The sequence below is a fragment of the Corynebacterium sp. NML98-0116 genome, from assembly GCF_001767255.1.
Taxonomy (GTDB): domain Bacteria; phylum Actinomycetota; class Actinomycetes; order Mycobacteriales; family Mycobacteriaceae; genus Corynebacterium; species Corynebacterium pseudogenitalium.
In genome coordinates, this window is the sequence record NZ_CP017639.1 from 2,181,453 (window position 1) to 2,200,592 (window position 19,140).

At 60.7% G+C, this 19,140-nt stretch carries 12 protein-coding genes and 1 tRNA gene; 2 read left to right on the top strand and 11 right to left on the bottom strand.

Going from position 1 to position 19,140, the window contains the following annotated elements; translation table 11 throughout:
* Positions 1-44 precede the first annotated feature (44 nt).
* Entirely contained in the window at positions 45-965 is a 921-nt protein-coding gene (gene gluQRS / locus BJP05_RS10060) for a tRNA glutamyl-Q(34) synthetase GluQRS (RefSeq protein ID WP_070363284.1), read from the bottom strand.
* Here gluQRS and BJP05_RS10065 point away from each other — a divergent pair.
* Complete coding sequence (locus BJP05_RS10065) at positions 964-1,650, top strand: queuosine precursor transporter (protein ID WP_070363285.1); 687 nt, start codon at positions 964-966, stop codon at positions 1,648-1,650. The genes gluQRS and BJP05_RS10065 overlap by 2 nt on opposite strands.
* Before the next feature lie 15 nt (positions 1,651-1,665).
* Here the strand turns inward: BJP05_RS10065 and BJP05_RS11035 are convergent, their stop codons facing one another.
* From BJP05_RS11035 to BJP05_RS10100, 8 genes are all read right to left on the bottom strand, one after another.
* Positions 1,666-1,986, bottom strand: coding sequence for a helix-turn-helix domain-containing protein (locus tag BJP05_RS11035; RefSeq protein ID WP_168156205.1), 321 nt, complete (start codon positions 1,984-1,986; stop codon positions 1,666-1,668).
* Between the two features lie 60 nt (positions 1,987-2,046).
* A complete protein-coding gene (locus BJP05_RS11195) occupies positions 2,047-2,481 on the bottom strand; it encodes a hypothetical protein (protein WP_141742150.1) in 435 nt (144 codons plus the stop codon).
* Positions 2,482-2,547: 66 nt separating this feature from the next.
* Positions 2,548-3,798, bottom strand: a complete 1,251-nt coding sequence (gene tgt / locus BJP05_RS10075; RefSeq protein WP_070363286.1) for a tRNA guanosine(34) transglycosylase Tgt — start codon at positions 3,796-3,798, stop codon at positions 2,548-2,550.
* On the bottom strand, positions 3,795-6,197 hold the full coding sequence (locus BJP05_RS10080; protein ID WP_070363287.1) for an MMPL family transporter: 2,403 nt from the start codon (positions 6,195-6,197) through the stop codon (positions 3,795-3,797). The genes tgt and BJP05_RS10080 overlap by 4 nt, the downstream gene beginning before the upstream one ends.
* Positions 6,198-6,496: 299 nt before the next feature.
* Positions 6,497-6,584 (bottom strand) — tRNA-Ser (locus BJP05_RS10085).
* A 49-nt stretch (positions 6,585-6,633) separates the two neighbouring features.
* On the bottom strand, positions 6,634-6,840 hold the full coding sequence (locus BJP05_RS10090) for a CsbD family protein (RefSeq protein WP_070363288.1): 207 nt from the start codon (positions 6,838-6,840) through the stop codon (positions 6,634-6,636).
* A 90-nt stretch (positions 6,841-6,930) separates the two neighbouring features.
* Positions 6,931-7,359, bottom strand: a complete 429-nt coding sequence (locus BJP05_RS10095) for a nucleoside deaminase (protein WP_070363620.1) — start codon at positions 7,357-7,359, stop codon at positions 6,931-6,933.
* Between the two features lie 41 nt (positions 7,360-7,400).
* Complete coding sequence (locus BJP05_RS10100) at positions 7,401-7,883, bottom strand: tRNA adenosine deaminase-associated protein (protein WP_070363289.1); 483 nt, start codon at positions 7,881-7,883, stop codon at positions 7,401-7,403.
* A gap of 52 nt (positions 7,884-7,935) precedes the next feature.
* On the opposite strand from BJP05_RS10100, the gene BJP05_RS10105 reads away from it, so the two are divergent.
* Positions 7,936-8,967, top strand: a complete 1,032-nt coding sequence (locus BJP05_RS10105; protein WP_240492757.1) for a prephenate dehydrogenase — start codon at positions 7,936-7,938, stop codon at positions 8,965-8,967.
* A gap of 76 nt (positions 8,968-9,043) precedes the next feature.
* Here BJP05_RS10105 and BJP05_RS10110 read toward each other — a convergent pair whose 3' ends face one another.
* Together BJP05_RS10110 and BJP05_RS10115 are read right to left on the bottom strand one after the other, a co-directional pair.
* Positions 9,044-11,014 carry a hypothetical protein gene (locus tag BJP05_RS10110; protein ID WP_070363290.1) on the bottom strand — a complete coding sequence of 657 codons (1,971 nt, stop codon included), beginning with the start codon at positions 11,012-11,014 and terminating at the stop codon, positions 9,044-9,046.
* Positions 11,015-11,157: 143 nt separating this feature from the next.
* On the bottom strand, positions 11,158-18,687 hold the full coding sequence (locus tag BJP05_RS10115; protein ID WP_070363291.1) for a carboxypeptidase regulatory-like domain-containing protein: 7,530 nt from the start codon (positions 18,685-18,687) through the stop codon (positions 11,158-11,160).
* Positions 18,688-19,140 lie beyond the last annotated feature (453 nt).

Genomic DNA, 19,140 nt, shown 5'->3' on the forward strand with positions numbered 1-19,140 from the left:
GTCGCCGAAGTCGTTCTCCAACATGCATGTAATTCGACCTGCGATTACCCCCGCGCGGGTGTATTTGTCCAGACGAATGGATCCCCGGAAAGCTTCTCAGGATCAAAGCGCGCGAGGATCTCCTGCACAGTCCCGGCACCCGCGCACCCGACCGATTCCGCCAGCACCCGCACTACCCCGTCCGCCCCAACGCGCTGCGACATCTCCGCAAACGTCACCGCCCCGTCGCGCTTCGCCAGCCGCTTGCCCTCCGCGTTGAGCACCAGCGGCACGTGCACATACTCGGGTTCCTGCCCGCCCAACAAGTGCGTCATGTACGCCTGCGCGGGCGCCGACATCAACAAATCATCCCCACGAACCACCTGGTCAACCCCCTGGTCCACGTCGTCGACGACCACCGCCAAGTTATACGCCCAGTCCCCCGCCTGCGCCTGCGCAAGGTTGCCACCGCGGCGCACCACCACATCATCGACAGGCCCGGTCACCTCGCCGGCAAAGAAGTCACGAACCGTCCACTCCCGCACATCGGCACGCAGGCGAAGGGCAGGCATACGGCCCTGCTGCGAAAGCTGGTGGCGTCGAAAAGCTCGGTGCTCCTCATCCAAATCCCTGCACGTGCCCGGGTACATCCCAGGCTGCGCATGCGGCGCACTCGCCGCCTCCCGAATCTCGCGGCGCGTGCAATAACACTCATACACCGGGAGCTGCGACAACGCCGCCTCATACAACGCCGAACGCTGCGACTGCCACACCACCGGCGGATCAAAATCAAGACCCAACGCCAACAAGTCCTCTATTTGACGACGCCCCGCCGCCTCCGACGAACGCTCCGAATCAACATCCTCCACCCGCAACCAAAAACGCCGCCCACTCTGTCGCGCAAACAGCCAGGCCAGCAGCGCCGTCCGCAGATTGCCAAAATGGAGATCCCCACTCGGAGAAGGTGCATACCGTCCAGCATTCATGTGTATAGGATATGTAGCCGTGACAAACCAAGAAACTTTTGCGCGATCGCTTTACCCTGTCCTGGTATCTGTGTTCTGCGCCGTCTTCCTCATTTCCAACATCACAGCACAGAAGGGAGTCACCCTCGGACCATTCATCACCGACGGCGCCTTTTTCCTCTTCCCACTTGCATACGTCCTCGGCGACGTGCTCGCCGAAGTCTACGGATTCAAAGCCGCCCGCCGGGCGATCTTCACCGGATTCGGCATCGCCATCCTGGCCGTCGTGTCCTTCTACATCGCCATCTGGCTCCCCGGCGCCGACTTCTACGACATGCAAGAACCCTTCTCGACGATCCTCGGCCTCATGCCGCGCATCGTCATGGCGTCCCTGGCCGGCTACATCGCAGGCCAGCTGCTCAACGCGTGGGTGTTGCAGAAAATGAAAGACCGGTTCGGACACGACCGCCTGTGGGCACGCCTCATCGGCTCCACCATCGTCGGCGAGTTCGCCGATACCCTCCTGTTCTGCGCCATCGCAGCGGCGGTCATCGGCATCGAAACGCCGGGTCAGTTCATCAACTACGTCGTCGTCGGCTTCCTGTGGAAGACCCTGCTCGAAGTCGTCCTACTCCCGATCACGTACCCGACCATCGCGTGGGTACGCCGCCGCGAGCAGGAACTGCACGCGGAGCTGCGAAGCTAACACCCAGAGCCAGCGCTAGGAAGCGCTAGGAACTGGCTCGAACACCAATCTGAGATCAAGGGCAGCAAGCACTTTGAGCAAAGTATCAACAGTCGGGTTACCAAGCCCGTTTTCAATGCGGCTCAACTCGGCCTGCTGGATCCCAGCGGAATCTGCAACCTCTTGCTGCGTTGCGTCGCGTTCTTTCCTCGCTGTCATCAGGGCAGCACCCACTGCCCTTCGGTCTGCAATCTCGGAAGCAAACGCACGGGCAGCAGCATCTCGCACGATCTCAGCAGCTGGTGAAGCTGCTTCCCGATACGGTTTTACGAATTCTTCAAATGCTGTAGTCCCCATTCCCACACCTTTCATCCGCTGATTCAATACCCCTGATCTTATGTGTTACAGCACATAAGATCAAGAGGGTTGGTCACGCTTCCACTGCTCCAACGCAGCCCTTGCAGCTCGAATCTCCTTCTGTTCTTGCTTGCTACTTGGCGCACGCAGTTTGTTGTACCCACCCAGCAACAGAACGATCTTATCGCCGTGAAAAGTGCAGTAGACACGGATCAATACGCGTTTCTTCCACCAACGTTTTGGCACCCGATCAGCTGCTCCCGAGGGCCCATGCTCGCGAAGAATTGTGTCGATGCTTCTTCTTATTCGAAGTTCAAACAGCCCCCTACCAAGGCTTTTGCCCCATTCGCTTTCACAGATGCGAATCCCCAGCGGTGCTAAGACATACTGGACTGCTGCGTCCGTGACTGCTCGTTCCACTTCATCCAGGCGTTTGTAAAAACGATGAAAGTTTCCACCATCGAAAACCTCGACACGCCAAAGTTGATCAGACAATATACCCCCTTGTCCCCCGAAATGCGCTCTAGCTTAACGCCTATAAGAGCCTCTAGCCACCATCATCTACTTCCCCGCGTAGTACCTGCCCATGAACTCGTCGCGAAACGCCTCGTACTCCCCGGCGTCGATGGCGTGGCGGATGTTGTCCACCAGGCGGATCATGAACTCCAGGTTGTGCATGGTGCATAGCGTCCCCGCCAGGAACTCCTTGGCCTTGAGCAGGTGGTGGATGTAGGCGCGCGAGTAGTTCTCGGAGACGTAGCCGCCGAACTCCTCGTCGACGCCGGAGAAGTCCCGCTTGAACCGGGCGTTCATCAGGTTCATGCGTCCGTCCAGCGTATAGACGCCCCCACGGCGACCAAGACGCGTCGGCGCGACGCAGTCGAACGTGTCGGCGCCGGCTTCGACAGCGGTGAAGATGTCGTCAGGCTCGGAGATGCCCAGCAGGTGGCGTGGCTTCTCCACGGGCAGCTCGTCGGTGACCCAGCCGACAATGGTGCCCAGGTTCTCCTTCTCCAGGGCGCCGCCGATGCCGAAGCCGCCGAAGCCGCGTCGGCCGGCCTCGCGCGCCTCCCTGTCGAGGTCGAGCAGTCCGCGGGTGGCGTGGCGTCGTAAATCTTCGTACTGGGCGCCCTGCACCACGCCCCACAGTGACTGCTTCGGGCGGTGCGTGCGCACCTCGGTGAGGCGGTGGTGCTCGTCGAGGCAGCGCTTCGCCCAGCGGTGGGTGCGCTCCACGGAACGCTCCTGGTAGTCGCGGGTATCCACGAGGGTGGTGAGCTCGTCGAAGGCGAACATGATGTCGGCGCCGAGCTGGTGTTGGATCTGCATGCTCACCTCGGGGGTGAAGCGGTGCTTGGAGCCGTCGATGACGGACTTGAAGTCGACGCCGTCTTCGTCGACCATCGCCATGCGCTTGCGCTTCTCAGCCCGGATGTCTTTGTCGGTGAGCCCGGCGGTGTCCATGGCCAGGACCTTCTTGAAGCCGACGCCCAGGCTCATCACCTGGAAGCCACCCGAGTCCGTGTAGGTCGGGCCGTCCCAATTCTCGAAGGCGGCGACGCCCCCGGCCTCGTCCACGATGTCGGGGCCGGGCTGCAGGTACAGGTGGTAGGCGTTGGACAGGATCGCCTGCGCACCGGTCTGGTGGATCTGCTCCGGGGTGAGCGTCTTCACCGTGGCCTTCGTGGCCACCGGGATGAACGCCGGGGTCTGGATCGGGCCGTGCGGCGTATGGATCACACCCGTGCGCCCATGCTTACCCGGCGCGTCATACAAGGTGGTGTTCAGGTCGAAGGAAAGGTCGTCGGTCATGCGTGCTCCAGTGATTCGGGGTGGAATTCGGCTTCGAGTTCGGTGCCCTCCACGTCAACTTCCGGCAGCACCTTGTCCAGCCACTTCGGCATCCACCAGGTGGAACGGCCCAGGATGAACATCGTAGCGGGGACGAGCGCCATGCGGACGAAGAAGGCGTCGAAAAATACGGCGGCGCCGAGCGTAAAGCCAAAGATTTGGATGAACGGCAACGGCTGGTCGATGAACGCCACGAACACCGCAATCATGATGACAGCTGCGGCCGTGACCACGCGCGCGCCCTGCACGAAGCCCTCGACGGTGGACTCGCGCACCGCCTTGATTTCCGCCTCCGGGTCGCCGGCGCGGCGCAACTTCAGGTAGCGCTCGCGGATGCGGGTCACCAGGAAGACCTGGTAGTCCATGGCCAGGCCGAACGTGACGCCGATCAGGAAGATCGGCATAAATGACAGGATCGGGCCGGGGGTGTTCACAAGTCCGCCCCAGCCGAGCTGGAACAGGCCCACCGTCATACCGAACGCCGCACCGACCGACAGCAGGAAGCCCAGGCCCGCCACCACCGGCACCAGGATGGAGCGGAACACCAGGATCAGCAGGATGATCGCCAGCCCAACCACAATCGCCAGGTAGAGCGGCATCGCGTCGCCCAGCTCCTCAGTAATGTCCATCTGCACCGCAGTGAGACCCGTCAGGCCTATCGACGTCCCCGTCGCATCCTCCACCTGGACATTGTTCGCACGCAGCGCATGCGCCACCTCCAGCGTGTACTCCTCTTCCGGACCGCCCTTCGGGGTGGCCAGAATCCGAGCCGCCGTCAAATCCTCATTCGCGCCGACGAGCTGCGCGTGCTCGATCCCGTTGACGCTGTTGGCCTCCTGCACCGCGTACATAAACGACGCCAGCGCCGCCTTCTGCGCGCGCCCACCGGCCTCGTCCGGCATCATCGCCATGTACGGCTGCAGCATCTCCGCGTCCGGGTTGACGGAGGTGGCGTCGACAACCAGGAGGAACGGCGCGTTGACCCCCGGGCCGAAGCCCTCCGCCATCAGGTCCGCCGACTTGCGCTGCGTGGTGTCCAGGTTCGACGTCGTATCCGACGGCAGCGCCATCTCCAGCTGCAGCAACGGCGACGCCAGCGCACCCAGCCCCAGCACGACGACCGTCATCACCACCACCGGGAACTTGCGCACCACGTTCACCCAGGACCGGCCCACCGACTTCGCCGACAAGTCGCGGCCAGGCCGCTTGCCCGGGCCAGGGTTGCCCGCGAACCACGGCAACTTCCCACCAAACGAGCGATCACCCCACACCCCCAGCAGCGCCGGGAGCAGCGTTAACGCCACAAGCACCGCGATGAGCACCGTCAGCGCCGCCGCCAGGCCCATCCACGTCAGAAACTCAATACCTGCCAGGGACAGCGCCACCAGCGCTGTGAACACCGTCGCCCCAGCGAACACCACCGAGGATCCGGCCGTGCCCACCGCCAGGCCCGCCGCCTCCGGCGCGTCCAGCGTCTGCCGCTCCTGCCTGTACCGCGACAGGATGAACAGCGCGTAGTCAATACCGACAGCCAGGCCGATCATCACCGCCAGCACCGGCGTGACCTCATTGAGCTCCACCCAATGCGTCGTGATCAGCACCGCCAGCACACCAATGCCCACCCCAACAACAGCACTCACAATCGGCATTGTCGACGCCACCAAGGACCCAAACGTCACAATCAGCACCACAAACGCCACCGCGAGCCCCACCATCTCCGACGTCGTCTTAATCTGAATCGGATCGCCGAACCCGGCACCACCGGCTTCAACCTGCAGGCCAGCCTCCCGGCCGATCTCCAACGCCTCATTCACCACGGCGCGCTCTTCCTCCGACACCGACATCGAAGACTCCGCACCAAACTCGAACGTGGTGTACCCAATCCGGCCATCGTCCGACACCATCCGCAGGTAGTACGCGTCCTGCTTCGCCTGCTCCTCAGGCAGGCCCATCTGCGTCATCTGCCCGACGATCATCTCCCCCAGCTCCCGGTTCACATGCACCGGGTTGCCAAACCTGTCCGTCCCCGTCAGCCCCTCCAGGTGCTCCTCGATGTAGCCGACCGTCGCGTCCATCCCCGCCATGAACTCCGGCTCATCTAATCGACGCCCCTCCGGCGCCGCAAACACCAAATTCACCCCGGGCGCCGTCGCCACGTTCCCCTCACCCGGGAAGTGCCGCTCCATGTCCTCGAGGGCTTCGATGCCGGGCGTCCCCGAGATCGGAAACTCCGACGTAAACGGCTTCATCAGCGAAAACGCCCCCGCCGCCGTGGCGCCGAGCAGCAACAGCCACGCCACGATCACCTTCCACTTATGCAGAAATGACCAGCGCCCAAGCCGAAACAGCATCTTCGCCACGGTGTTTACGTCCTCACTGTCGCTTCTCGATTCTGACTGCCACCAAACCGTGGCACACTACCAGGCCATCTTATAGGCGAAACCTTGCTGGACTCGATTTCCCTTCATACCCAGGTCACCGGTTTGACCAAGCGAAATTGTTCCCCGCTGCACCAAATTCCATCGCTAGGCTTAGACAACCTGGGGAAACGCACCGACCTCACCCCAAAACAGGGAATGTGGTGCACATACAAAGGAGCGAGTGCCCCCAAAACCAAAACAACGCACCCCAGGCGAACCCAGAGTGCGTTGTTTTTAATTGGCGGTAGCGGCGGGATTTGAACCCGCGGAGGTTTTACCCTCACTCGCTTTCGAGGCGAGTACCTTCGGCCGCTCGGACACGCTACCGCAAACCAGAGTAACGGTTAATGCCCGAGCAACCAAATCAAGGCGGGGACTAGTCGTTCAGCTTGTCCTCGACCTTGGCGGCTACCTCGTTTGCCTTGTCCTTGACGGAGTCGGCAGCCTCGTTGACCTTATCCTTAGCATCGCCGATGAGCTGGTTGGCCTTGCCTTCGTTCTCGAGGGACTTGTCGTCGGAAAGCTTGCCAGCTGCTTCCTTAGCGGTGCCCTTCAGCTTGTCTGCTGCTCCTTCAAAAGCCATGTGGTTGCTCCTTTTCGTTTCGTTCTTAAGCTAACGGTTCCCCATGGTAGTCACTTTGGCAGGGCGGCACTGTAACGATTCGGTTAAGTATTAGCGCAGGTCCCGGAAAAATTCGGCGAGCAGTTCCGCGTTTTCGGGTTCCATGATCCCGCCGCGGACTTGGATTTGGTGGAGGTGGTGGGGGTCGCGGAGGGCGTCGAATAGGGAGCCGACGGCGCCGGTTTTGGGCTCGAAGGCGCCGAAGATGAGCGAGTCGATGCGGGCGCCGAGCAGGGCCCCGGCACACATGGTGCAGGGTTCCAAGGTGACGACGAGCTCGCAACCGTCAAGGCGCCAGGTCCCGAGGGTGCGCGCGGCGTCCCGGATCGCTTCGACTTCGGCGTGGGCGGTGGGGTCTTGGCGTTGTTCGCGCCGGTTGACGCCGCGGCCGATCACCTCGCCGCCAGCGTCGAAGACGAGGGCGCCGACGGGCACGTCGCCGGGCGGGGTCGTTGCCGCGAGGTCGAGCGCTTGTTGCATGCGGGCGGTGGCGCGCCGCTGCCAGCTTGAGCAGGCCAACGTTACCGCAGTGCTTCGTGAAGTTCGTCGGCGAAGCCGAGGGCGTCGGCAATGTCCTCGATGAGGTCGGCGGGGTCTTCGTCGGCGTCGAGAAGGAGGCTGAGGCGTTCTTCGGTGAGGCCGAGGTCGGCGAGGATGTCGAAGTCGCCGTCGGCCCAGCTGTCGGTGTCGTCGAGGTCATCGGGGTCGATGTCGGGGATGTCGCAGCCGGCTTCTTCGAGGGCGTCGGCGGCGTAGTCGTCGTCGACGGCGATGGGGGCGTCGCTAAGCAAAATGCGTGCCCGGTTCGGGCCTGGGCGCAGCACCACAACGTACTCATTTTCGACGTTGAGCAGCGCAAACGCCGGACCTTCGCTGCGGAGGCGGCGCACTGCGGCGATGGTGTCTTCCAGCGAGTCGAAGGTGTCGTTGTAGCGGTGCACGGACCATGCGCCGTCGTGCTGGGCGACTGTCACTGCGTACCCGTCTGGAAATTCCTGTGCCATGCCTCACGACATTAGCCTGCACGCAGTGAATTTGTCACTAGAATGTGAAACCGTGACTGCCTCATTCCTACATTCTTCGCGCCACCTGCCTCCCGTCTGCATTGTTGGGCTGGGGTTGATCGGTGGCTCCATCATTCGCGACCTCACCGCGGCCGGCCACGATGCGTTCGGCTACACGCACTCGAATGCGGGCACGAGGGCTGCGCAAAAGGATGGTTTCGACGTCACCAACGACCTCGAGGCCGCACTGCAGAAGGCAGAGGCGCAGCAGGCCCTGATCGTGATCGCGGTGCCGATGGACGCCGTGGCGACCGTCCTGGACGCCATCGCTGAGCACGCCCCGAGCTGCGGCATCACCGACGTTGTGAGCGTGAAGCAGCCCGTGTACGACCTCGTGCTGGAGCGCGGTCTCGAGGAGCGCTACGTCGGCGGGCACCCGATGGCCGGCACCGAGTTTTCCGGCTGGTCGGCGTCCCAAGAAGGGTTGTTCCAGCGCGCGGCGTGGGTGGTGACGTATGACTACGCGGAGAGCGTCGACAAGGTGCCGCAGACGTGGGCGAGCCTGTTCGCGGACGTGTGCAACCTGGTCGCGGTGACGGGCGCTGAGGCCGTGCCGGTGTCGGTGCGCCGCCACGACGAGGCAGTGGCCCGCGTGTCCCACCTTCCGCATGTGATTGCGGAGGCGCTCTCCGTGGTCGGGGATCGCGGCGGCACGTTGGCGCAGTCGCTGGCGGCGGGCTCATTCAAGGGCGCGACGCGCGTAGCGGGCACGGACCCGTCGCTGGTGCGCAACATGTGCGAAACCAACGCGGAGAGCCTCGTCAGCATCATCGACGAGTTCACCGAGCTTCTTGCCGACGCCCGCTCCGCCCTTTCCACCGACTCCCCTTCCATGAAGCGCCTCGCCGAGAACGGCCACCGGGCGCACACCCGTATGCTGGCGCGTTCGGGCGCGCGACGTGAGTCGGTGTCACCGGTGAAGATTTCTTCGCGCCCTGTGATGCGCCTGCACCCGGGAGCGCCAGGCTGGGTGAAGCAGCTGCGCCAGATCGAGTCGTTGGGCGGACGCGTCGAGGTGTTCTAACTCGCGTTTGCTAGGTACGGCAAAGGCCCGAGGGGATCACTCCCTTCGGGCCTTTACTCTGTACTGCTAATGCGCTTTATGCGTCGCGGCGACGTCCCATGAAGACGTACGCGCCACCGATCAGGAACAGCACGATGCCGAGCGTGATCACGCCGGACATCGGGGTACCGGTATCGGCGAGGTCCCCGCTGCGGGTCGACGTGGTCGTCGAGGAGGACTTGCTGGAGCTGCGCTTGCTGGTGCTCTTCGCCGTGGAGCGCGCGGCTGCGGTGCTGCGGGACGTTGCGCTGGTGGTGCGTCCGGTGGACACGGTGCCGGAGCTCTTGGAGTTAGAGAACGTTGAGGTCGTCGAAGTCTTCGAGCTTGTCGACTTCGAGCCTGCAGCCCCTGCGCCTGCGCCCGCGAGGGCACCGAATGCGCCGAGCAGCGGCTTGACTTCCTTGAACACCTCGAGGATTTCCTGCGGCTTGGACATCGTGCTCGTTGCACGGGTGTCCTTGTCCAGGGTGATTTCCTTGACCAAGTCATCCTTCTTGATCTGGATGGACTTGTTCTTGTAGCCTTCCGGTGCCTCTACGAGGCGGACAGTGAAGCTCTTGTCGTTGAGCTCTGCTGGCAGGGTGGTAGACAGGTAGCCGTCGGCGTCGGTTGCGCCTTCGAGTTCGAGGTTGTCCAGGCTCGGGACGACCAGGCGTGCGCCCTCGACCGGCTTCTTCTTTTCACCAGTGCCGACGTAGATCTCGACCTCGAGCGTGCGCTGCTCGGTGGCCTCTGGCGTCGGGGTTGAGGACGGCTTCTCACTGTTGTTGGCCGGAGGCTGCTGCTTGTCCGCATCCTTGTTCGTCGGCTCAGCAGGCTTCGCAGCTTCAGCGTCAGACTTCGTCGGTTCGGACGGCTTCTTATCCGCCTGCTCCGCAGTATTGTCAGACTTCGGGGCCTCCGCATCGGCCTTCGTCTTGTCCGAAGCCGGCGTCTCCGCGTCCTTTTCCTCACCCGCGTGCTTGATGGCGGTGAATCCGAACTTCTTATCGGCGCCGAGCACCTCACTGAGCGTGTCGTCTCCGTCCTGGGAGAACGTGGCCACGAGCTCGTCACCAGGGCCGATCTTGAGCTGCGTCGGCTTGAACTCGACGGTGTTGCCGTCCTTGTCGCCCGCAACGAAGACGTCGGTGTCCTTGGTCACTGCGTAGGCAACCTCACCCAGACGGTCGATGCCCTCGGTCTTCACACCACGCGCCACCTTCAGCGTGGTCACGCTGAGCTTGTCGGTGTCGGTGTTCAGGGTCCACAGCGCTGGCTTGCCGTCGAGGGTTTCAGCGTATGCGTGCAGGTACTCCCCCTTCGGGTCGACCTTCTTGGAGGCCGTGCCCCACGCACCGGGTGCCTTGAAGTCCTTCGGCTTGCTGAAGGTATCCACCGACACCTTGTGCTCGGTGAACACCGGGGTGGAGGCCGTGCTCAGCTTGTCCAGGTCGATGGCGTAGTAGCTGTCGCCGTCCTTAGCCAGCTCCTCCGACACAATCAGGCGACCATGAGAGGTAATGGTTGCCGTGGTGATGTCGGTTGGAAGTGCGCCGTGCTCGACGCGTGCAGCCCCAAGATCCTCGACGTTGCCCGTCGCCGGGTCGATCTTCAGCAGGTGGTTCTCCTGCGGCGCGGTGGACAGCGCGTAGACGCTGCCGTCGGTTGGGTGCCCCGCCACCGCCGTGTACGTCCACGCACCGGACTCGAGCTCTACACCGCTCGTACCAGTGCCCGGCTTATCACTTGTCGACGCCTTCTTCGCCTTCGCTGGCGTCGTCGCCACTGCTGGCGCACCCGCGACGGACGGAGAAACGCTCACGGTTGGGGTGGCGCTGGCGCTCGGCGTCACGCTGGAGGAAGCAATGCTCGAAGGAGCGGTTGCTGTCGTGGTGACGGGCGCCTGGGTGGGCGTCTCGGTCGTGGTGTCAGCGTTCGCTGCCACTGGGACGAGTGTGAATGTCCCGGCGAGTGCGGACGCCATCGCCAAGCGGCCGTAGTAACCGGCGGTCTTCGAAAATTTCATTGTTCCCTCTCGTATAGGTTGCGGGGCTGCAAACCCAGTAATCCACCATTCAATGTACAAAACGATGTGGTACTTCTCAAGCAGCAACCCGCCACCATTTTCGTGGTGGCGGGTTGATTTTCGCTCGTCCTTAGCGCTTTGGACTAAGAGACCTTTTCCTTGCTAGGGGTCTGCTCTTTCTTGCTGGAGCTTTCTCCCTTGCTGGAGCCGTCAGCACCAGCTTCGCAGGCTGCGTAAGCAAGGCCCACCGCGATGGCACCGACCGCGACCAGGATGATGGCCAGCACTGCCGGACCCGCTGCTGGGTGCAGCTGCTCAAGCTGGCGGCTGATCTGGTTCATCCACGCCGGACGCTCGATTGCGAGCTGCGGCATCGCCTGGTTGAACTGCTTGACCACGGCGTTGAACTGATCCTCGTAGATGACCAGGCTGCCCGCCATCGCGCCGACCAGCAGGCCGAGCGGGATGAGGTACATCGCCGGGTTCGAGGCAGAGGAGGTCTCCGTGATGCAGCGCCCAAGGGAGCTGCCTTCCTTCGGAACTTCCGCCTTCACCAGCTGGATGCTGAGGTCCGTCGGCTGTTCTGCTTCGACCTCGAACAGCTTGGTGGTGATCTTCCCACCCTGTACTGCCTTCTCGGTCGGGATGCCGTACTCGCCAGCGATCTTCATGACGTCCTCGGACGGGTTGGTCACGCGCAACTTGTACTTGCCTGGCGTGACGTTGCCGTAGGCAAACTTTCCGTTACCGTCGACGGTTGCGCTCAGGGAGGTCTTGTTGTCCTCCGAGATGAGCTCAACCTTCGCCTCCGTGAGCAGGCCAGCCGGCAGGCCGCTGAGCACACCATCGATGTAGCCCTTCGGGGTCTTGCCCTCAGACACAATCACGTGTGCGTTACCCCACGAGTTCTTGTTCGGGGTAACCGTCAGGATTGACGGTGGGTCCTCCTCGTAGATGCCCTTCTCTTCCTCAATACCTGGGCTACGACGAGGCTGGTCAAGGTCGGCCTTCACCAGTGCCTTGTTGTGGTGACGGGTGCCTGGCTTCAGCGGCGGTAGCGCAGCGGTGAGGAAGACGCGCTCGCCTGGCAGCAGGGTGCGGTTCCAGTCGCTCGGCAGGTCGATTTCCATCGGCTTGCAGTCGTTGGAATCGTCTTCACTCGTGCCTTCCTTCCACTCGCAGACCTCGTCCGTCAGGGTGACGTTGTACATCGGTGCGGCGCCACGGTTCATGATCTCGTAGGTGAAGTACATGTCTTCATCCACATCGAGGGACACTGGCTTGTTCTTATCCACACCGAACCGTGCGTTGACCTTCTTCTCCACAGAGGCAGAACCAATTCTTGCCACTGCGTTATCAGGTGTCGACGCCACCATCTGCCCCTTGCTGCCCGTACCGCGGGCCGTCGCGATGTTGTTCACAACGGACATGTCCTTCTGCGGCGGAATCTTCGCGGAGGCAAACACGTGCTCGCCCGGCTCCAACGTGCGATTCTCTGGCTTCTCCCAGCCCTCAGGCCAGGTGATCTTGGCATCTCCCAGGAATGGGTCATCCAGGGTGATGTTCTTGATGATCTCGTCGGTCTCGTTGGTGATCACGAAGCCGTAGATCAGGTCCCAGTCCTCAGGGAGGATCGGGGCACTGTCCATATCGTCGGCGTCGTACCCGCGGACACGCTTGCTCAGCTTGAGCTGCTTCTCCGTCAGGTGGACGCCCGGGATTGCAACGTCCTGGCCAGGCTTGACCGGAACGTACATTGGGTCGACGTTCTGGATACCCTGCGGGGTGAACACCTCGATGGTGGAGGTACCCGGCAGCGCCTTGTCAAAGACGAACTTGCCGTCCTTGTCGGTCGCGACCGCGCTGGTCTGACCACGCGGGTCGGTCGCGGTCACGATGACGCCCTCGACTGGGTTGCCGGAGCCGTCGTCAACAACGCCTTCGACGTTGCTTCGCGGTGCCTTGATGCTGACAAGGCCAAGCTCGATCGCCTTGTCCTCAGTGACAGTGACCTTCTTCGGCCAGCCCTTCGGCTTTGGCCAGCCATCTGGGACGTCGAGCTCAATGGTGTACTCACCTGGCTCAAGGCGATCCGTGGTGAAGTAGCCGTCCTTGCCAATCTTCACCGCTGGAAGTGTCTCGATAGGCTTGCCGTCCTCGTCAAGGCGTGGACTGCCGTCCTTATTCTTTGCGGTGCCCTTGATGCGAACCGTGCCGCCCTTGATTGGGTAGTTGCCGTCATCAAGGAGCCAGCCGCTGATCGTGCCTGGTGCTGCACCTGGCTTCGGGTTCGGCGTCGGCTTGCGCTCGAGGTAGACCCGCAAGTCGTCGTTCGTCTTGCCAGCCTCAACAACGACACGCTCGTAACGTGGCGTATTGAAGCCCTCTGGTGCCTCCACCTGGACGACGTACTCGCCCGGCTCGAGACCGGAAGCGGTGAAGATACCGGAATCGTTCGTGGTGACCTGCGTAGATCCGCCACCGAGGCGGAGGATGTTCACCTTCGCTCCAGCAATCTGCTCGACTGGCTTGCCCTCGCTCACGCCGAGCACATTGCCCTGCAGGGTACCCGTGGTCGGGGTGTTCTCAACTGGGATCCTCTCCAGTTTGATGTCCTGGGCGTAGTTGTCCAGGCCCGTCTCGATGACAACAGTGATGTCTGCGCGCTCGAGGTAGCCCTCCGGCTGCGCGATCTTCAACTGGTAGTTACCGGTTGGGATGCCGTTGCGGCGGAACGAACCGTCAGCGTTAATAGCCACCGGGTAGCGTCCAGCGTCGCCAACAAGGACCAGGCCGGTCTGCGGCAGCGGAGCATTCGTCGCCTTGTCGTAGACACCACCGATGAAGTTACCGGTTTCGGCCTCCACCTCGCTCTTCTTCAGCGTGATGGTCGGGACGACACGCTCCTTACCCGCGTCGATCTTGACCGGGATGTTGTCCACCGGTTCGTAGCCAACAGGCTGGGTCACCTTGAGACTGTAGGAGCCTGCTGGGATGGTGGCGTCGTCAAACGTGCCGTCTCCGGCGACCTTGACGTCGATGGTGTTGCCCTTGCCGGAGGTCGGCTCAAGCGAGATACCAACGTTCGCAACCGGTTCACCGGCTTCGTCCTCAACGTTGCCCTTGATGGTGCCCTTCGTCGGCTTCGTCTCAAGGGTGATGTCAAGAGGCGTTTCCTCGGCAGGCTTCACCGTGGCGGTCAGACCGCGAACCGACTTGAACTTCTCCGGCTGCACAACGTCAACCGTGTAATCGCCCACCGGGACCTTGGTGAAGGAGAACGTGCCGTCTTCGGCAGATTCAGATTCGATCGGCTGCTGGCCTGCGCGCTGCAGCTTGATCTTGACCTTGCCAACAGGCTCGCCGTTCTCGTCACGGACAGTGCCTGCAACGTCGCCGATCTCGGCGGTGAACGTAATCACGCCCAAGTCAGCTTCCTTGCCTGGGTAGACCGTCAGTGGCGGAACGCTTACGCGCTTGTAGTTGTCCGGGGACTTGACCTCAACATCGTACGTACCTGCTGGCAGCTCTGGCACGGCAATGTTGCCTTCGTTGTTGAATTCCAGATCTATTGGATCGCCGGACTCCGGTACCAGTCGGATCTCGGCGCCGTCGACAACCTTGTTGTTCGAGAATTCGACCTTGCCCTTCATGCTGCCTGGCTTGCGCTGCAAGGAGACCTGGACAGGATCCGTACCCTGGCCAAGCACGACCTCGAAGCTTTCGCTCTCACCAGCGAGGTGGGTGTCAGTCTCCTCGACCTTCACCGTGTAGGTACCCGGCTCCATCTTGTCGAATGCAAAGCTACCGGACTTATCGGTGGTCTGGGTCTTTACTACCTCACCGTTCTGGATCAGCTGTGCTTCGACGCCTTCGATGGCATTGCCGCCGTCGTCAAGCACGGAGCCGTTGAGGCGCTTAAGGTCTCGGGTGACCTCGATGGTGATCTCTTTCTGATCACCTGGCAGCAAACCGTTCACGGTGAGGTTGTTACCGGTGTACTCGCTAGTCTTCGGGACCTCAAAGGTTGCGTTGCCTTCGCTGAGGCCCTCGACGACGAACTTGCCGTCCTTGTCAGTCGTGACTTCTTGCGTGCCTTCGTTCGTCACCTTGACGGTGGCGCCAGCAACTGGCTGCTTGTTTTCGTCGACGACGGTACCGATCACCGTCGCGGACTCGTTGGTCACCCTGACGAATTCCTTGTTATCAGCTGCTGTGGTGCCAGGCTTGATGGTGACGCCGGACTTCGATCCACCCTTGTGGCGATCCGTTGGCTCAACCTCAATCGTGTAAGTACCTGGGCGCAGCTCGTTGAACTCGACCTTGCCGTTCACGTCACCGGTGCCCTTGGTCTCTGCACCGTTTTCATCAATCAGCTTGATGACTGGTGACGAGATAGCACGGCTCTTCTCATCCATGACGTGGACCGTCATGGATGCATCTTTACGACGCAGCTTCACATCGCGAACGACGTTGCCCGCTGCATCGACCTTGAGCTCAATACCCTGGGCCTCGTCGTATGCTGCAGAGTCGTCAATGGTGACCTTGTAGGTACCGACTGGAACCTTATCGAAAGCGACCTTGCCGTTTGCGGTGGTCAAGTCCTTGTTGATTTGCGTCTTGTAAGCGTCAGACTGTGTGCCCTTAAGCCGCACCTTCACACCGTTTACTGGCTGCCCTGCATCGTCAGTGACGTTAATCGTGACGGTGCCCGGGTTACGGGTGACGGTGTAGTTAGCACGGCCACCTGCAGCCCACCTCACTGTGACCTTACCGTGTGTGGAACCATGAATGTCGTTTGCCTCAACCTGGACGATGTACTCACCAGCAGGCAGGTTGCCTGAGGTATACACGCCGCGCTCGCCTTCGGTCCAGGTAGTGTCGACGCCCTTAAGGGTCAGCTTAGCGCCACTGACTGGCTCACCGGCCTCATTACGGACGGTCGCGACAATTGGAGCGCGATTTTCCTTGAGGTCGAACTCAACCTTTGCAGGCTCTCCAGGCTTGACGGTGACAGACTTGGTCGTCTCGTCGAAGCGACCATCACCCGAGTTTCGGACCGTGACCTCGTACTTACCTGGCAGCAGCTTCGCGGAACCGGTATTTGCAAAGGAGAACTTACCGCTCGAGTCAACGCCACCGAAGTCGACGTACGCGCCGTTCTGGCCCTTTGCTTCCACCGAGACACCACCCGAAGCAGGCTTCCCGTCGATGCGGACGGTGCCTTCGATGCGTGAGGTTGCTCGGTCTACCTTGATGTCTTCGACAGTCTTCCTCTCCGCTGGCTTGAGCGCCGAGAACTTCTGCGATGCCTCTGCGTAGGTGCCATCGCTCGCGGCAGCGACGGTTACCAAATCAGCCCCGGCCGCAACCTTGTTAAAGGTGTAGTAGCCGTTCCAGTTCGTACGAACCGTCTCATTGCCAACTCGAACTTCGGCATTCACCACTGGCTTGCCATCGTCGTAAATGACGCGACCGTTGATCTCGCCTGGGTTCTTCTTCAGCGTGATCTCCTGGACCTGCATGCCATCCTTGGGATCAATCGTGACGGTTCGAGGAGCATTTTCGAACGTGTACTTGTCGCCCAGGTCGCCCTTCGGAGAAGTCAGCTTGAGATCGTAGGTGCCTGGGTACAGCACCTGCTGGACAAAGCCGTTCTTATCAGTAACGCCCTTACGTCCATCGGCGCCGTCTGCCTTCTTATAGTTCGGGCTCGGAGCGACTTCCCACGTCACGCCCGCAGCCCCCTCTTCACCGCCGAGGAATTGGAGAAGGAGTTCCTTCGTCATAAAGTTCGGCTTCAGCGGGTCAGGAAGATCGTAGGTTTTGCCACCTTCAGTCTTATTGACCGGCACTGACCTATTCAGCTCGTAGGTGTAGTCAGTTTTATTGACCTTTACCTGAACCGACTCCGTGGGCTTCACACCCGCAACGACGAACTGACCGCGAGAGTCTGTCTTCGCACTTTTGCCGTTTACAGAGACTGTGGCATCAGAAATTGGATTATCAAACTGGTCGAGCACCACACCTCGGTAAGAAGCCAACGTCTTGGACACGGTGGCGCGGACAATCTTGCTTTCGCCTGGAAGCACGAGCTCGTAACCACTGCCCACGACCTTTCCGTTTCGGTCGATAAGCTGGACGGAGACCTCACCCGGCTTGACAACGCCAAGGTCGAATCCTGCTTGATTCTGGTACGGGTAGTCGCCCCAAGTCTGATTGTTGTATTTCAGGCGAATCTTTCCGCCATCAAAGTTCTCGTTGCTTGGGACCTGGATCTCTACCTTCGCGCGGGCCTCTTTCAACGTTGGTCGGAAGTCAACTCCGTCGACCGTACGGTTACTAATATTCACCGTTCGTGAAACGGTATTGATGTAGTCACCAGAGAGCTGGAAGCGGTAGCTTCCATTGTCCAGACCCTGAATCTTGTAACCCCCAGAGTCCAGGAGAGATACCTTCCGGACCTCGCGTTTGTTTTGGTCAAACACTGTGAGGGTAAGCCCCTGCGCGGCATTGAACGAGTAACCAGACGGCAGGTAAACCCTACCGCTGACCTCCTTGCGCTGCAGGTAGAACCTGATTTCACTTGGCCGGTTCCCTGGGATATTGAACGACTGTGCTGATGTAGGGAAGTATTCATCTGAGCCGCCGTACGAAATTTGGTAGTCGCCGTAGCTTCCGGTTAGTTCATTCGACGACCAATTCCCATGACCAATTGAAGCTCCGTTACTCGGGCCAAGGTCGGTACGTTTGATCTGCAGGCTACCTCCCGTGTTCCACAGCGGGTAGCCATGACGATCGTGCATATGGACCAAAACGGTCCCCTTGCGCTCCTCAAGTTTGATATTGAGGTAGGACTGCTGGTCAGCACTGATTGTAACGCTGCCGCTTGACGTTGAAGTCTTATCGTTCAGGCGAGCTTCCCAGCCGTACGTCCCAGCATTGAACTTCTCGCTCACAAACCAGCCGTTGCCACCAACTTGAACTGGGCGCCCATCAATCTTCAGGTCAACATCGGAGGCCGAGTAGCCATTCGGTACCTGTACAAGGCCCGCTACCCAACCTTGTTTGGGGGCTTCTGGTTTCTTTTCCTCAGCTTCACGGTGCCCAAAGCCTCCCTGAATGCGACCTTGCTCGAAGTTTCCCAAGAGCTTTCGATCGAGATCGTACGCAGACTCAATCCACAATGAGTGGACGTCAGACTGTGGGAGGTAACAAGGCGAAGAGGTGGTGCACTTGGAGGAGAGATCAAGCTTATAGGACTTCCCGTCAGAGGTGATCGGAAAATCAAACTCGCCTAGAGTCTCAACAACTTCAGCACCCTGCTTGATCTGGACTTTTACCTTACCGATCGGCACGATCGGCTTTTTGGACTCCAGCCAAGGAGTGATTGTAAAAATCCCGGAGATAGGGATTGGATATCGCGCCGACCCTACAGACTGTATCGCCCACGAAATTTTTCGCTGCCCCTTTTTAGTCACTTTTGCCTGCTGAATGGGCAAATCAGTGATAACAGTTGCCGACGCCGACGGCAGCGCCACCTCGGCGGCGTGGTCACTCACAGCCGGGACGGTCATCCCACCGATAGCTAAAGAAAAAGCGGTCGCCGTAGCAACGGCCGCTTTGCGAATGCTGGAAAACAGCCCGCGTCCGGACTTACCGTTTCCGGTCATTATGGTCTCCTGATTCGTACGTTATTGAGAGAAATTCGAAGCCTAGGAGCGAGCGCACAGACTTCTCCTAAGTAATCTGTACAAATATACGTCGTTTACCACCGTCAACTCAAGCTAAGAGCTACATATACGCAGCGCAAGAATCGCAAATCCCCTCTTCGCACCCCTCCAATTATCGACGCCCTCTCCGACCTGCGCCCTTAGTCCAAATCAATCAAGCGCCCCCAACACGCACCGAGAGAACCTTGCAAAAAGCTGAGAGCAGCTGGTCCCCCTTTTGTTTCCCCAGTTCATTGATGGCCAATGAGGAAATGAGTATCAAGAGACGCAATCCGAGAAAACGTGACCAATATACGCACAGGTCAGAAAGGGGTTAAGCGACAAAATGTGTGCTTTTTTGGATATGGATTCCAGGTCCTGCCTGGGCCTACGGCGGGACAGTGCTCGTTGAAT

Bases quoted from the DNA above. Each gene is read 5' to 3' on its own strand.
- gluQRS (WP_070363284.1), bottom strand. From the start codon at position 965: ATGAATGCTGGACGGTATGCACCTTCTCCGAGTGGGGATCTCCATTTT.
- BJP05_RS10110 (WP_070363290.1), bottom strand. From the start codon at position 11,014: ATGAAATTTTCGAAGACCGCCGGTTACTACGGCCGCTTGGCGATGGCG.
- BJP05_RS10090 (WP_070363288.1), bottom strand. From the start codon at position 6,840: ATGGCTTTTGAAGGAGCAGCAGACAAGCTGAAGGGCACCGCTAAGGAA.
- BJP05_RS10115 (WP_070363291.1), bottom strand. From the start codon at position 18,687: ATGACCGGAAACGGTAAGTCCGGACGCGGGCTGTTTTCCAGCATTCGC.
- tgt (WP_070363286.1), bottom strand. From the start codon at position 3,798: ATGACCGACGACCTTTCCTTCGACCTGAACACCACCTTGTATGACGCG.
- BJP05_RS10100 (WP_070363289.1), bottom strand. From the start codon at position 7,883: ATGGCACAGGAATTTCCAGACGGGTACGCAGTGACAGTCGCCCAGCAC.
- BJP05_RS11035 (WP_168156205.1), bottom strand. From the start codon at position 1,986: ATGGGGACTACAGCATTTGAAGAATTCGTAAAACCGTATCGGGAAGCA.
- BJP05_RS10095 (WP_070363620.1), bottom strand. From the start codon at position 7,359: ATGCAACAAGCGCTCGACCTCGCGGCAACGACCCCGCCCGGCGACGTG.
- BJP05_RS10065 (WP_070363285.1), top strand. From the start codon at position 964: ATGTGTATAGGATATGTAGCCGTGACAAACCAAGAAACTTTTGCGCGA.